The organism is Providencia sp. 2023EL-00965, from assembly GCF_033550225.1.
Taxonomy (GTDB): domain Bacteria; phylum Pseudomonadota; class Gammaproteobacteria; order Enterobacterales; family Enterobacteriaceae; genus Providencia; species Providencia manganoxydans.
Map to the genome: position 1 here is coordinate 1 of NZ_JAWUEH010000029.1, position 14,335 is coordinate 14,335.

General features: G+C 42.9%; 13 protein-coding genes and 1 pseudogene. All 14 read left to right on the plus strand.

All coding sequences use genetic code 11. From position 1 onward, the window contains the following. Window positions 1–84: helix-turn-helix domain-containing protein (locus SC428_RS21485; RefSeq protein WP_141211500.1), on the plus strand; the 84-nt coding region annotated here is incomplete at its 5' end. 2 nt (window positions 85–86) lie between these two features. Further along, window positions 87–3,059: a Tn3 family transposase gene (locus SC428_RS21490; protein ID WP_023159963.1), complete on the plus strand. Its 2,973-nt coding sequence runs from the start codon at window positions 87–89 to the stop codon at window positions 3,057–3,059. Between the two features lie 297 nt (window positions 3,060–3,356). Further along, the gene (locus tag SC428_RS21495; RefSeq protein WP_196053729.1) at window positions 3,357–3,803 is read left to right on the plus strand and encodes a hypothetical protein; all 447 of its coding nucleotides are present in this window, start codon (window positions 3,357–3,359) and stop codon (window positions 3,801–3,803) included. 251 nt (window positions 3,804–4,054) lie between these two features. Continuing rightward, window positions 4,055–4,807 carry a hypothetical protein gene (locus SC428_RS21500; RefSeq protein ID WP_071547970.1) on the plus strand — a complete coding sequence of 251 codons (753 nt, stop codon included), beginning with the start codon at window positions 4,055–4,057 and terminating at the stop codon, window positions 4,805–4,807. A 311-nt stretch (window positions 4,808–5,118) separates the two neighbouring features. Then, the gene (locus tag SC428_RS21505) at window positions 5,119–5,415 is read left to right on the plus strand and encodes a S24 family peptidase (protein WP_141240729.1); all 297 of its coding nucleotides are present in this window, start codon (window positions 5,119–5,121) and stop codon (window positions 5,413–5,415) included. Window positions 5,416–5,578: 163 nt separating this feature from the next. Continuing rightward, complete coding sequence (locus SC428_RS21510; protein WP_318710285.1) at window positions 5,579–6,331, plus strand: hypothetical protein; 753 nt, start codon at window positions 5,579–5,581, stop codon at window positions 6,329–6,331. Window positions 6,332–6,334: 3 nt separating this feature from the next. Continuing rightward, on the plus strand, window positions 6,335–6,871 hold the full coding sequence (locus SC428_RS21515) for a hypothetical protein (RefSeq protein WP_024008855.1): 537 nt from the start codon (window positions 6,335–6,337) through the stop codon (window positions 6,869–6,871). Window positions 6,872–7,008: 137 nt separating this feature from the next. After that, entirely contained in the window at window positions 7,009–7,305 is a 297-nt protein-coding gene (locus SC428_RS21520; protein ID WP_197701527.1) for a TraR/DksA family transcriptional regulator, read from the plus strand. A 251-nt stretch (window positions 7,306–7,556) separates the two neighbouring features. Beyond that, window positions 7,557–8,219 carry a hypothetical protein gene (locus tag SC428_RS21525; RefSeq protein ID WP_024008857.1) on the plus strand — a complete coding sequence of 221 codons (663 nt, stop codon included), beginning with the start codon at window positions 7,557–7,559 and terminating at the stop codon, window positions 8,217–8,219. Continuing rightward, a complete protein-coding gene (locus SC428_RS21530; protein ID WP_024008858.1) occupies window positions 8,216–9,040 on the plus strand; it encodes a patatin family protein in 825 nt (274 codons plus the stop codon). The genes SC428_RS21525 and SC428_RS21530 overlap by 4 nt, the downstream gene beginning before the upstream one ends. 37 nt (window positions 9,041–9,077) lie before the next feature. Continuing rightward, complete coding sequence (locus SC428_RS21535; RefSeq protein ID WP_024008859.1) at window positions 9,078–10,304, plus strand: MFS transporter; 1,227 nt, start codon at window positions 9,078–9,080, stop codon at window positions 10,302–10,304. 355 nt (window positions 10,305–10,659) lie between these two features. Then, entirely contained in the window at window positions 10,660–12,147 is a 1,488-nt protein-coding gene (locus tag SC428_RS21540) for a SulP family inorganic anion transporter (protein WP_024008860.1), read from the plus strand. A 10-nt stretch (window positions 12,148–12,157) separates the two neighbouring features. Further along, complete coding sequence (locus SC428_RS21545; RefSeq protein WP_318710287.1) at window positions 12,158–13,009, plus strand: universal stress protein; 852 nt, start codon at window positions 12,158–12,160, stop codon at window positions 13,007–13,009. A 592-nt stretch (window positions 13,010–13,601) separates the two neighbouring features. After that, window positions 13,602–14,207, plus strand: a pseudogene (locus SC428_RS21550) (DNA polymerase V subunit UmuC); the annotation flags it as partial. Window positions 14,208–14,335 lie beyond the last annotated feature (128 nt).

Here is a 14,335-nt window from a genome sequence, read left to right on the forward strand (position 1 = left end):
GCGGCAGGCGACCAAAAAACCTTGGTGGCCCGTGACTTCGGCATCAGCCGCGAAACCTTGTACCAGTACCTGCGGGAAGACTGACCATGCCACGCCGCTCAATCCTGTCCGCCACCGAGCGCGAAAGCCTGCTGGCACTGCCAGATGCCAAAGACGAACTGATACGGCACTACACGTTCAACGAAACCGACCTGTCGGTGATCCGTCAGCGTCGCGGCGCCGCGAATCGATTGGGCTTCGCTGTGCAGCTTTGCTACTTGCGATTCCCTGGCACCTTTTTGGGCGTCGATGAGCCTCCGTTTCCGCCCCTGTTGCGCATGGTGGCCGCGCAACTCAAGATGCCAGTGGAAAGTTGGAGCGAGTACGGCCAGCGCGAACAGACACGGCGGGAGCACTTGGTCGAGCTGCAAACGGTTTTTGGGTTCAAGCCCTTCACCATGAGCCACTATCGGCAAGCCGTGCATACATTGACCGAGCTGGCCTTGCAGACCGACAAAGGCATCGTGCTGGCGAGCGCACTTGTCGAGAATCTGCGGCGGCAGAGCATTATCCTGCCCGCCATGAATGCCATCGAGCGCGCAAGCGCCGAGGCCATCACCCGTGCCAACCGACGCATTTACGCGGCGCTGACCGATTCTTTGTTATCACCCCACCGTCAGCGCCTGGACGAACTTCTCAAGCGCAAGGACGGCAGTAAAGTGACGTGGCTGGCATGGCTGCGCCAGTCGCCTGCCAAACCGAACTCTCGCCACATGCTCGAACATATTGAGCGCCTGAAATCCTGGCAAGCACTTGATCTGCCCGCAGGCATCGAGCGGCAGGTTCACCAGAACCGCCTGCTCAAAATCGCTCGTGAAGGTGGCCAGATGACGCCTGCTGATCTGGCAAAGTTCGAGGTGCAACGACGCTATGCCACGCTGGTAGCGCTGGCCATCGAAGGCATGGCCACCGTCACCGATGAAATCATCGACCTTCACGATCGCATCATCGGCAAGCTGTTCAACGCGGCCAAGAACAAGCATCAGCAGCAGTTCCAGGCTTCCGGCAAGGCGATCAACGACAAGGTGCGGATGTATGGGCGCATCGGTCAAGCGTTGATTGAGGCCAAGCAAAGCGGCAGCGATCCGTTCGCCGCCATCGAGGCCGTTATGCCCTGGGACACCTTCGCCGCCAGCGTCACCGAAGCGCAAACATTGGCGCGGCCTGCCGACTTTGATTTCCTGCACCACATCGGTGAAAGCTATGCCACGCTACGCCGCTACGCGCCGCAGTTCCTGGGCGTGCTCAAATTGCGGGCTGCGCCCGCCGCCAAGGGTGTGCTCGATGCCATCGACATGCTGCGCGGCATGAACAGCGACAGCGCGCGCAAGGTGCCCGCCGATGCGCCAACCGCATTCATCAAGCCGCGCTGGGCAAAGCTGGTTCTGACCGACGACGGCATCGACCGGCGTTACTACGAGTTATGCGCCCTGTCGGAGCTGAAGAACGCGCTGCGCTCCGGTGATGTCTGGGTGCAGGGTTCTCGCCAGTTCAAGGACTTCGACGAATACCTGGTGCCGGTCGAGAAGTTCGCCACTTTGAAGCTGGCCAGCGAATTGCCGCTGGCAGTGGCCACCGACTGCGACCAATACCTGCATGACCGGTTGGAATTGTTGGAGGCGCAACTCGCCACAGTCAACCGCATGGCTGCGGCCAACGACTTACCGGATGCCATCATCACCACCGCGTCAGGCCTGAAGATCACGCCGCTGGACGCGGCAGTACCAGACGCCGCGCAAGCCATGATCGACCAGACAGCTATGCTGCTGCCGCACCTCAAAATCACCGAGTTGCTGATGGAGGTCGATGAATGGACGGGCTTCACCCGCCACTTCACACACCTGAAGACCAGCGACACGGCCAAGGACAAAACCTTGCTGTTGACGACGATCCTGGCCGACGCGATCAACCTGGGTCTGACCAAAATGGCCGAGTCCTGCCCTGGCACCACCTACGCCAAGCTGTCTTGGCTGCAAGCCTGGCACATCCGCGATGAAACCTATTCGACGGCGCTGGCCGAGCTGGTGAATGCGCAGTTTCGGCAACCCTTCGCCGGCAACTGGGGTGACGGCACCACGTCATCGTCGGACGGCCAGAACTTCAGAACCGGCAGCAAAGCAGAAAGCACTGGTCATATCAACCCGAAGTATGGAAGCAGTCCAGGACGGACTTTCTACACCCATATCTCCGACCAGTACGCGCCCTTCAGTGCCAAGGTGGTCAACGTGGGCATTCGTGATTCAACTTACGTGCTTGATGGCCTGCTGTACCACGAGTCGGACTTGCGCATCGAGGAACACTACACCGACACGGCAGGCTTCACCGATCACGTGTTTGGCTTGATGCATTTGCTGGGATTTCGCTTCGCGCCGCGTATCCGTGACTTGGGCGAAACCAAGCTATTCATCCCCAAGGGCGATGCCGCCTATGACGCGCTCAAGCCGATGATTAGCAGCGACAGGCTGAACATCAAGCAAATACGCGCCCATTGGGATGAAATTCTGCGGCTGGCCACCTCCATCAAGCAAGGCACGGTAACGGCTTCGCTGATGCTGCGCAAACTCGGCAGCTACCCGCGCCAGAACGGCTTGGCCGTGGCGTTGCGCGAGCTGGGGCGCATCGAGCGCACGCTGTTCATTTTGGATTGGCTGCAAAGCGTGGAGCTGCGCCGCCGCGTCCATGCGGGGCTGAATAAGGGCGAGGCGCGCAACGCGCTGGCCAGGGCGGTCTTCTTCTACCGATTGGGTGAAATCCGCGACCGCAGTTTTGAGCAGCAGCGCTACCGGGCCAGCGGCCTCAATCTGGTGACGGCGGCCATCGTGTTGTGGAACACGGTATATCTGGAGCGTGCCAGCAGTGCTTTGCGTGGCAACGGCACGGCGCTGGACGACACATTGTTGCAATATCTGTCGCCGCTGGGGTGGGAGCACATCAACCTGACCGGCGATTACCTATGGCGCAGCAGCGCCAAGGTCGGTGCGGGGAAGTTTAGGCCATTGCGACCGCTGCCACCGGCTTAGCGTGCTTTATTTTCCGTTTTCTGAGACGACCCCTAATAGCATGATCGGTCATATTTCATTTTGTAAAAGTCGCCATGAAATATGCCAACATACAAAAGATGGTGTAGTTACATGGGCGTTCCACCCTGAACAGCCGCGTCTAGAGAAAAGGGGGAGAAAAAAAGAGAAAAAGAGAGAAAAAAGAGCGAGTCAGGGGCGCAGATGTGTAAGTTTTGCTCCTGTATTTGTTAGACACCTATTTGTATGTTGGCATATTTGGTTATGATTCTTTCTTTCTAAGAACAGGAGTTTCATGTGATGCTTGATAGCTATATTGGTTCATTGCTGAAGTACCTCCACCAGCTTGACTCTCTTTTTCGAGATACAAAGGTAATTTCAGCTCTTACCTGTGTCATTCCACCGGTAGAAAATGGTTGTGATGATATCGGTAAATGCATTGAGCCGGTTGTGAATTGGGGTCCTCATGCCTATACATCGGTTATTATTATCATCAATACTTTGACCGGTGAGCCTCATTCCGCAATACATAGCCACAGTGACGATATATTGCCCGACTGTAAAAACTATGCATATGGGATAGGGTATGAGTCTGCTACTGTTTTGTTTGTGGTGATTGCGGGGATTGAGAGTTACTATCTCGCGCTTAAAGCAAAAGCATATCTGAAGAACCAGAATTATTTACCGTTACTAATAAAATTAAACGGTTTAAATAAACATGCAGGTCGTTCAAACTTCCACTATTAATTATGTAAAAATCATTATGAAAGGCAAGGTTACTATTCCTTTAGATGAGGTAGTTGGCAAGATGCTGGATGCGAAAAATGCTCATTAGATCCCATTGAGCTTACCTCATAAAAAGGTATACACCTCAGAGTTTATCGGCAATTCAAGCCCTATTTTCAGCTTTCTCTTCCCCAAAAAATTTCATACAATTCAAATTGTAACCTCACATAAAAGTGGGGTTTGTAACCAACTTTGGTATGTAGAGGGTTAATATGAGTAGACAACGGGTATCAAAAGGCAGTGTTATACCAAAAAAAGAATTCAAAATAGCAACGGTGCTGTCTCTCCTTGCTGTTGATTGTGATTTTGATTCCTTCTTTTCTGAGTTTAAACGTATCTATCCAAAGGATTGGGAAAGAGTTAATAAGCGTTACCAAGAGCATGAGAGATTAACAAAGCCGGGTAAATCACATCCTATGGCAGAGCCTTTGCAATACATGAAGACTGCTTTCAATAGTTTTAAAAGAAAGCTATTAAAAGAATCTATTACCGCTAAGGATTTCTTATTATCTCTTGAGGAGCCAAAAGAGAAATATAGTGAGTCAGAACCATCAGAAAAAGTATGGAAAGATATTAAAAGAAATATAAGTGTTGTTTACTCCTTTGAGAAAAGGCTACTGGCGATTCACTTACTTGGTAAATATAAGTGTACAGAATGTATAGATATGCTAGTTAATACTATGAACAACGATCATATCTTTGAAGTACAAAAGTTGGCTCATGATAAACTTGTTCGTTTCGGACTCGATGTCGGTGCTCAACCGAAAAGACCACCACACCACACCGACCCTCAAATTACACAAAAAATTGCTTCACTAGGTTTTTCATCAGAACAAGTAAAAGATAAAAAAACATGCGAACGAGCTATCAGCGAGTTCCGTAAAAAGTATCCTATTGATTACGACCTGTACACTCACTCAAAACGCAATCAGTTCAAGGCTTGGTTTAGAAAACAGATCAGTTAATTAGAAATAGCCTCTATTTTCGTTCTCGAAATCATCTCATGAAAACGCTGGTAGTCTGGCTGAAATATCGTAACGGGCATCTCGCATAGTTTCGTCTTAGACTCAATTATGATTGGGGGAAAATGTGCTCTCCCCCATCGCGCATTCAGTTCAATAATAGGCTTACAGTACAATAATTATCTATATCGTGATTTGTGAGCAGCTAAACAGTAAATGCCGTTATCCAGTCATTTTAATATCTAATACATAGCTTGCAATTTCCTAACTCGGATGTATACAATACTGTGTTTTTATACAGTATTGAGATTCGTATGAAATTAATCCCATGTACCGTAGATGAAGCCCTTCCATTACCTTTTTTCGCAGAGCAGATCCCTGCGGGGTTTCCTTCTCCTGCGAGTGATTACTTAGAGGATCGTATCGATTTAAACTCTTTGCTGATCAAGCACCCTTCAGGCACATACTTTTTACGAGTATCTGGTACTTCTATGATGGACGCACAGATTCTAGATGGAGATATCGTCATAGTAGATAGTTCGATTGATGCAAAACATGGAGATAACCACGGAAGCTGGCTGGAAAGCATTCCATATACTGAATGCTATTAATACGCCCTATCGCAACAGATTTGCAAAGAAATATAATCATCGAATGTTTGCAAACTTGAAGGATATCGCTTTTCCCTACCCTATAGGAAAGAGCGCATTGCACACAGTAATTAATACGAAGTTTAACCGCGATAAATTTAATTTTACACTTACAGCAGAAGATATGGGGTATTTACAGACTTCAGACCCAACCCAAACATCTTTTAATCAGGGCGATAAATTTCACTTCTCTCCACATCAGACACGGCGCTCCCTCGCATACTACTTAATTGGTTATGAATTGTGTTCTTTCCCCGCCTTGAAGCAACAGTTTTCGCATTTGTCGATGGCGATGACGCGATGGTATGCCCGAAATGCCTATTCATTTGAAAAACTATACAGCGAAATACAAAAAGAGCGTGTCACACAACAAGCTGAGATATTTGCTCGCATATATCAAAAAATGGCGAATGGTGAGCGTATCGCGGGCGGTAAAGGTCAAGCAGCCGTTGCTGAAATTAGTCGCCAAGGTGAAAGTTATTTTGAAGATGGGGTAAGCAAACGCAAGCTATCAATTGACTACTGGATAGATCGGTTGACCAACGGGAAAGAACACTTACACGCTATTGCTCCTTCGATGTATTGTACTAACACTCAATGTTCAATGCGTATCAACATTGATTTAAGTGAATGTGTAGACTGCGAATATGACTTTATTGAAAATGCTGCTTATGCTGAATCCTCCCGTATGGACGCAATGCGCAACATTGAGTTTTTAAAAGAAAACAATGAATTAAATTCCAGTTCTGCAACCAAATACATGATGCAGGTAAAAGCTGCGGAAGCGATCATGGATGATCTAGGGTTTAAATATGAAAAGTATGAATTTGCAGAAGATGTGCTGAATTTAGTGATCGAAACGACAATGGGGACGTAAGGCATGGCAGACAAGTTTGGATTAAACTCAACAGAAAGGCAGTTAAGAGACGCATTGGCGCGACTTGTTGATCAAAAGCCGATTAACCGGGAGTTGAAACAAAAGCTTAAAGCTAACAAGCTTAAAATTGTTGTTTCTAATGTTGAAAAAGAAGCTGGGTTATCAAATGGATCGGCCAGACGCTATCCAGAAATAAAAGCGCTGATCGAAGGCGCTGAAGCAACGCGTGTTCATGGTGCAAGCAATGTGTCCGATAATGTGATTCGCAGTCACCCTCTCCACATAAAGGCTAAGGAAGACTTAGACAAAGCCAAAAAAGAAATCAAAAAGCTCAAGGGCGAAATTAAAAAGAAAGAACAAAAGCTTGGAGATTATAAAAAACGCTTAAAGTCTCAAGCCGTGAGAATGCACGAAGTCACCGTTGCCATGTGGAAACATATACCTGAAGAATGCAAGCATATTGAGTTAATGATCAAAATGGAAAAAACGGGGTCAACAAACAACGTTCTAGAATTCAAAAAACGAGAGAAGCTAGATTAGTTTTAGCCTCAACCTTTCGTATCGGAATACGGTTAAGTTATTGATGGCTTCTATTTATAATATATTTACAACTACTAAGGACAGATATGAGTGAAAATGAATTGCGATTAGCCTATTTCAAAAAGAAGCTTTTAGCCATGGAACGAGAGTTATTCGATGAGTTATCTGTAGGGATACAAACTGGCGGACATGCAACAGTACAGCTTGATCAACAAAGTGTCGGGCGTTTATCAAGAATGGATGCGATGCAAAGCCAACAAATGGCTTTAGAACACCAAAGAAGACGAGAAATGCAACTGGTTGCTATTCGAGGTGCATTACATAGGATAAAAGAAGATGATTATGGCTATTGTGTTCAATGTGGTGAAGATATCAACCCCAAACGCTTAGACGTTAATCCTTGTGTTATTAAGTGTATAAACTGTGCAACCTAATGACATGTAAAGGATTTGTTAAAAGCAAGCTTTACTTTGATAACAGTCATTGATACTATCAAGGAAACTTTTTTTAGAGCAGGCCAATGTAACAATTATCCATATCAACTATAACTCAGAAAATTTATCTGTTTTTAGTTTTCTTATTTCAAACTAATGAAATAAGTGATGTGGATTAAGTATGGTTTGCAATATTCCATTCACTTATCTTCATTAGATTCTATATAAATTATTTTATAATAAGGGTTTTAATGAACGAGCAAGATGTAGAACTTTATCACCACATGTTAAATGTTGAGTTAAAGTTCGTTTTTAATAATAAACTCCGAACAAATTATGATGAATTTAATTTCCCTAAGTTTGTAATTAAAGAATTTAAAGATCTTAAACGGAAAAAGAAAATATCATTATCATTATTTAAGTTTTTTAATAATGCTTTTATCCCTAATCAAAGCGGATTCTTAAACCGTTGGTTTAAAAGGTTCAAGCGATATGGTGATATATATAAAGTTAATGAGAGATTAAATGGTTGCACGGTCGAAGAACGGCTAGAGATGCTATTTTCTAAGTTGAACGACTATCAATTTGTCATAAAAAAACCACATAATGATAACATTGAGTTTTATGAAAACGAATCCCCTCACATATTATCATTTGGTTTTGTAGGTATACATAGCAATGAATTAGTAAATATAAAATCTGGCAGTAATGAAATTATGCTGACTTATTATATTGGTACTAGTGGGATTGCAGCAGAAACACTACTTATTTACCAACTGCAAAATTATGGCTTTAACATTTCACTTGAACTTCAAAGATCACAAACTCGATTAGCTCATAATGAATTTTCATATTTATTTATCGAACCATTCTATGAAAAATTAAGCTTGTGTTCTAAGGAGATAGAAAAATGATAAAAAATAAAGCACTTGTGGTTGAAGGCGGAGCGATGAGAGGAATATTTGCAGCTGGAGTACTAGACGCACTAATGGCTCATAATTATTATGATTTTAATTTTTTTGTAGGTGTTTCTGCTGGTTCTACAAATCTTGTTGGTTATTTATCAAAGCAAGTTGGCCGTAGTGAAAAAATCATCAAAAAATATGCTACTAGCTCTGAATTCATTAATCTGAAACGTTATATTAAGGGGGGGCACTTGTGCGATGTCGGGTGGCTGTGGAGAAGCTCATATGACAATGAGCCGTTACATAGACCATTTTTCATGCCGCTTTGGGTAGTGACAACAAATATTACTACGGGGGAGCCCTGCTATTATCAAACTTCGAGTGATAATATTAACCATTCTGCGATCATGGCTTCTTGTGCTATTCCGTTAGTTTATCGTTATTATCCCATGGTTGATGGTATACCAATGACTGATGGAGGGATCGCTGATGCTATTCCTGTCAAGTTTGCTTATCAGCAAGGCGCAAGAGATATTACGGTGATATTATCTCAGCCCTTAGGCTATAGAAAAAAGAAGCCATATATTTTAAAGTGGATGAAATCATTAGAAAAAGAGTATCCTCAATTATATACTGCGATGCTTAAGCGTCATGAAATGTATAATCAAGCGTTAGACTTTATTCAAGCTCCTCCTAAAGATTGCAAAATTAATGTGATTGCCCCCCCACCTTCATTCCCTGTTTCTCGTTTTACTCGATCTAAAGGAAAACTAGAATTAGGGTATCGACAGGGATTGGAAAAAGGTATCTTATTTCTAGAAAACGTATGATTGTTGTTTTCCAATCAATTGATTATTGGAGTGATTTTTGAGTAGTTATTTTCGTTTTATGAGCCAAGAATGGCCGCTTTTAAGCTTTGGCTTTATTACTGTTTTTATCGGTAATATTGGCCAATCATTTTTTTTGAGTTGGTATGGCGCAGATATTCAACAATCACTTAACATTTCTGCTGAGGACTATGGTTTCATTTATGCCATTGCCACGTTGTGCAGTAGTGCCGTCATTTTTATGGTTGGCGGCCTTGTTGACCGTTGGGCTTTGCATAAAGTGGTTATTGTCGTGTCATTTTTACTTTGTGTTTCCTGTTTATTAATGGCGAACATTCAAACTGTGTGGATGTTATTTTTTGCATTTTGGGGACTGAGGCTCGCTGGACAAGGACTCTTTCCACATACCGCGCAAACAACCATGCTTCGAGTTTACACTCACCAAAGGGGGAAAGCGCTTAGCCTTTCTGCTAGCGGAGTTGCCTTCGGTGAAATGGTGCTTCCCATAATTTTAATGACGACTATCGCTTTGCTTGGTTGGAGGTGGAGTTGGTTGATGTTGGCATTGATAGTCATGATTATTTATTTACCAATGGCTTTAACTTTATTAAAAAAGTCGAATACATCTGATAAGAAAAAACCTTTGGAACCCAAAAGCACAAAAACACAAGAGCAAGGGCGTAGAGATGTCGTGAAAGATTGGCGATTTTGGTCGATTATTCCTGCCGTTTTATCCGCTCCATTTATTGTGACGGCCGTATTTATTCAACAAAATTACTTACTGGAACAAAAGGGATGGCCTGCAAGTTTATTAGCGAGTAGTTTCGTTGCATATGGTTTTTTACATTGGGCAAGTTCTATGGTCTCTGGCTCTTTGATTGATCGTTTTCAAGCTAAATCTTTATTACCATTTCTTCCATTACCTTTAATTGCCGGTTTATTAGTCTTAACGTTATTGGATAATTACTGGGCTGCACCTCTATTTATGTCCTTATTTGGTCTAGGCATTGGTAGTTCCAGTCCTGTTATTAGTGCATTATGGGTAGAGATTTATGGGACTCAGCATATTGGAGCAATCCGCTCTATGGTGACCTCAATGATGATCTTTTCTACAGCAGCTGCCCCATGGATATTTGGGATATTTATTGAAAAAGGCTGGACAGCTTCCACTCTATTTGGTTTGTTTAGCGGCCTAACTATGATCGGATTATTACTTCTTATACCTGCTTATCAGTCCTTTAAAGATAAACAGTGTCATAGTGACTAAAAGAGTGTTAAAGATTAATTCATCTAATGATGAAGTGAAAAACCGTTTCTTTTTTGTTCTTACCATATAGACCTTTTGTGATATTCGTGTAACAATTCACACATTATTAATTTTAAAAGGATTGTAAGTTGCATATTACGCCGCCTTAGGCTACCCACCTCTTTCTTCAAAATTGTCACCATTTTGCGTGACTATTATGCCGTTTGCCGGCAGGTACCTTAGTACCATTTATTCTATTAATTTCATTAAATACAATTTCAAAGCAGCATAGTGCGTTCACTAAATTATCTTAGGCTAAATCTGCCTATAGGATCTTGTGTGCATCGATGTCGCTTTCTTTTATGATAGGATTTTCATGTTAGAAAAAATAAAACTTGAATGGTTTTCGAATGTTCGTGGCGATTTGCTCGCGGGTATTGTTGTGGCTTTAGCTCTGATCCCAGAAGCTATTGCTTTTTCTATTATTGCAGGTGTTGACCCTAAAGTTGGTCTTTACGCTTCTTTTTGTATCACTTTCATTATCTCTATTGTGGGTGGCCGCCCCGGAATGATTTCGGCTGCAACGGGTGCGATGGCGTTACTTATGGTCACTTTGGTTAAAGACCACGGTTTAGAGTATTTGTTAGCGGCAACTATGTTAACAGGGGTATTCCAAATCATAGCCGGATATTTAAAACTCGGCAGCTTAATGCGTTTTGTATCACGCTCTGTCGTGACGGGGTTTGTTAATGCATTAGCAATTCTTATCTTTATGGCTCAATTGCCCGAGTTAACCAATGTAACTTGGCATGTTTACGCGATGACAGCAGCAGGGTTAGGAATTGTTTATTTATTCCCATATGTTCCTGCTATCGGTAAAGCGATCCCATCTCCTTTGATTTGCATCATCGTTTTGACAATTGTAGCAAGCGTCTCTGGAATGGATATACGAACTGTTGGTGATATGGGGCAACTTCCCGATACGCTGCCTATTTTCTTATGGCCAGAAGTTCCACTTAATCTTGAAACTTTATTCATTATTTTACCTTATTCATTGGGCCTCGCTATGGTTGGTCTGTTGGAATCAATGATGACCGCCACGATTGTGGATGACCTTACGGATACCAAAAGTAATCGTAATCAAGAGTGTAAGGGACAAGGTATTGCTAACATTGGTGCAGGCTTAATGGGCGGTATGGCTGGTTGTGCCATGATTGGCCAGTCAATTATTAATATTAAATCTGGCGGACGTGGACGATTATCCACCTTAAGCTCCGGTATTTATCTTATCATCATGGTAGTTTTTCTAGATGAATGGCTTAAGCAAATCCCGATGGCAGCGTTAGTTGCAGTAATGATTATGGTAGCAATTGGTACCTTTTCTTGGAGTTCAATTAGAGATCTTAAAAAGCACCCATTATCAACAAATATTGTGATGATAACGACCGTTGTTGTGGTTGTGGCAACGCATAACTTAGCAATTGGTGTTTTTGTCGGGGTGTTATTAGCGACGTTATTCTTTGCCAATAAAATTGGTCGTTTTATGGTGGTAAAAACAGAGTCACCAGTAGATGCAAGCCGAACTTATCAAGTTATGGGACAAGTCTTTTTTGCATCATCAGAGCAATTTATTGAATCATTTGATTTTAAAGAGGTGGTGAATAAAGTTGTGATTGATCTCACTCATGCTCACTTTTGGGATATTACTTCAGTATCATCACTTGATAAGGTGGTGATTAAATTCCGACGCGAAGGAACAGATGTTGAAATTATTGGGATGAGTGAAGCAACAGAAACCATCGTTGATAAGTTTGGTGTGCATAATGATCCTAAAGAAGTCGAAAAGCTCATGGCAGGCCACTAAGGAGAAAGTAATGAATAACGTAATTACCTGTATTGATGGCTCAATCTATGCTGATTCCACTTGCCGTGCTGGCATTTGGGCATCGAATAAATTGAATAAAAAATTGTTGTTGTTACACGCAATTGAGAAAACACCATCAACCCAAGCCGAAGATCTTAGTGGTGCTATTGGCTTAGGCGCTCGTTCATCTTTATTAACTGAAATGGCCAGTTTAGATGAACAAAAAATCAAATTAGCCTTGGAGTTAGGTAAAGAGATGCTGGAACATGCTTCTCAATTAGCGCAAGCACAAGGTTGTCACACAATTGAAAAAATGCAACGACATAGCGGTATCGTTGAAGCCATTTATGATCTGGAAGAAGAGGCTCGTTTAATTGTGATTGGACGCTCTGGTGAAAGCCATGGTGATAATTTCAATGTGGTGGGCTCTCACATTGAGCAAATTATTCGTCAAGTTCATACTCCTGTTGTTATTGCCAATAAAGAGTTTGCAGCCCCTAAAAGTTTTATGTTGGCTTATGATGGGCGTGAAACCGCAGATAAAGCGGTGAAAACTATTATTGAAGGAGGCTTACTTCATGGTTTGACATGTCATCTTGTCAGTGTGAAAAACAATCAACCTAAACAACAAGAAAAGTTTCAGCAAACCGAAGCTATGCTGAAAGAGAATGGATTTGAAGTATGTTCGAGTTTATTGGAAGGCAATGTATTTAATTCATTGATGGAATATAAATCGAGTCATGATGTTGAAATGCTTGTGATGGGCGCATTTTCACGCTCTAAGCTGGCACAGGTTTTCCTTGGCAGTAATACACTTAAAATGATGGAAAGTACTCAACTACCAATGGTAATTCTTCGCTAAGAAATTTTATTGGTTGTACTATTAGTCCAGCACAATTGAGTGCTGGTCTTTTTTGTCAAATTAAGTGTGATATACCTTATCCCTCCTTAATTCTGGTTCAGAAAATCTTTCCACAGAAGTTTCTGTGCGTTTATTGATGACTCAAGTATCAATGAACAACATGTAAAAATCCGAAGTGCAGTGACACTATTTGCCCCTCAATATCAAGAGTACTTGGTTAAAACGAAAAGGCTAACTCGCAACTCTTGGAATGATCCTGTAATGGCTGCTCTATAAGTTACTGGGTATCAAATGTTTGAGTCTAGTACAGTGAAAGTTGCACGCAGGGTTCTCAAGAAGACGGCTTTTAATAACAAATGTCGTCCACCCGACAAAGTGAATTGTGTTGGTGCTGAGTGAAGATTGTACATTCGATCCCTCGGTACTAAACTTAGTACATCTTAGTAATCCAATTGGTAAAAATTAGACATGTTGATGAATACTTACTATTAAAAATAGACAGCTGATTAAGCTCGGTGATTTTTTTAATATTAGATACTATCAACCTATGAAAGGTAATGGTTAATCGCTTACTTATCTATCTTTGACAGGAATTCTTAGCCAACTGTACGCGCTTTATGCTGACATCAGCAACCGCGTAATGGACACACTATCAGGTTTTGCCCCACGAGTAGAAACATATAGTATTGACGAACAATTCCTTGATATGACCGGTATGCTTAGAAATTTCCCGTTAGAAGATTACGGTCGCAAGATACAACAACGAATTTTGCAGATTGCTCATGTACCTGTCGGTGTTGGTTTTGCTCAAACTAAAACACTGGCTAAACTGGCAAACCATGCTGCTAAAACATGGACCAAAACAGGCGGTGTAGTCGATTTGAGTGCTACTTCACGTCAGAAAAGGCTCATGTCCCTTGTGCCTGTTAATGAAGTATGGGGTGTGGGTAGAAAAATAAGTAACCGGCTAAATGCTATGGGAATAGTTACAGCGCTTGATTTGGCTAGGGCTGAAACAACCATGATCCGTAAAACATTCGGTGTGGTTGTAGAACGCACTGTGAGAGAGCTGAACGGTGAATCTTGCATCGAGCTTGAAGAAGTAGCAAAAACTAAAGAGCAAATCATTTGTTCACGTTCATTTGGAAAAAAAATTGAGCTCTATGAGCATATGCATCAGGCTATCTGCGAGTATTCAGTGTAGTGGTCAACTAAAATTGGCCACGGTTTTAGAGTTTTTCCGGTATTGGTTTTCTGATTCGTTTGGTGGTAATCCACCGTTATATTCATGCGGCCTGACCTCGCTGTAATACCCGACGATATAAT

Excerpts from the sequence above, each read along its gene's own strand:
- SC428_RS21530 (WP_024008858.1), top strand. The coding sequence starts at position 8,216 with ATGATAAAAAATAAAGCACTTGTGGTTGAAGGCGGAGCGATGAGAGGA.
- SC428_RS21525 (WP_024008857.1), top strand. The coding sequence starts at position 7,557 with ATGAACGAGCAAGATGTAGAACTTTATCACCACATGTTAAATGTTGAG.
- SC428_RS21545 (WP_318710287.1), top strand. The coding sequence starts at position 12,158 with ATGAATAACGTAATTACCTGTATTGATGGCTCAATCTATGCTGATTCC.
- SC428_RS21495 (WP_196053729.1), top strand. The coding sequence starts at position 3,357 with ATGCTTGATAGCTATATTGGTTCATTGCTGAAGTACCTCCACCAGCTT.
- SC428_RS21540 (WP_024008860.1), top strand. The coding sequence starts at position 10,660 with ATGTTAGAAAAAATAAAACTTGAATGGTTTTCGAATGTTCGTGGCGAT.
- SC428_RS21505 (WP_141240729.1), top strand. The coding sequence starts at position 5,119 with ATGAAATTAATCCCATGTACCGTAGATGAAGCCCTTCCATTACCTTTT.
- SC428_RS21515 (WP_024008855.1), top strand. The coding sequence starts at position 6,335 with ATGGCAGACAAGTTTGGATTAAACTCAACAGAAAGGCAGTTAAGAGAC.
- SC428_RS21500 (WP_071547970.1), top strand. The coding sequence starts at position 4,055 with ATGAGTAGACAACGGGTATCAAAAGGCAGTGTTATACCAAAAAAAGAA.
- SC428_RS21520 (WP_197701527.1), top strand. The coding sequence starts at position 7,009 with ATGGAACGAGAGTTATTCGATGAGTTATCTGTAGGGATACAAACTGGC.
- SC428_RS21490 (WP_023159963.1), top strand. The coding sequence starts at position 87 with ATGCCACGCCGCTCAATCCTGTCCGCCACCGAGCGCGAAAGCCTGCTG.
- SC428_RS21510 (WP_318710285.1), top strand. The coding sequence starts at position 5,579 with ATGGGGTATTTACAGACTTCAGACCCAACCCAAACATCTTTTAATCAG.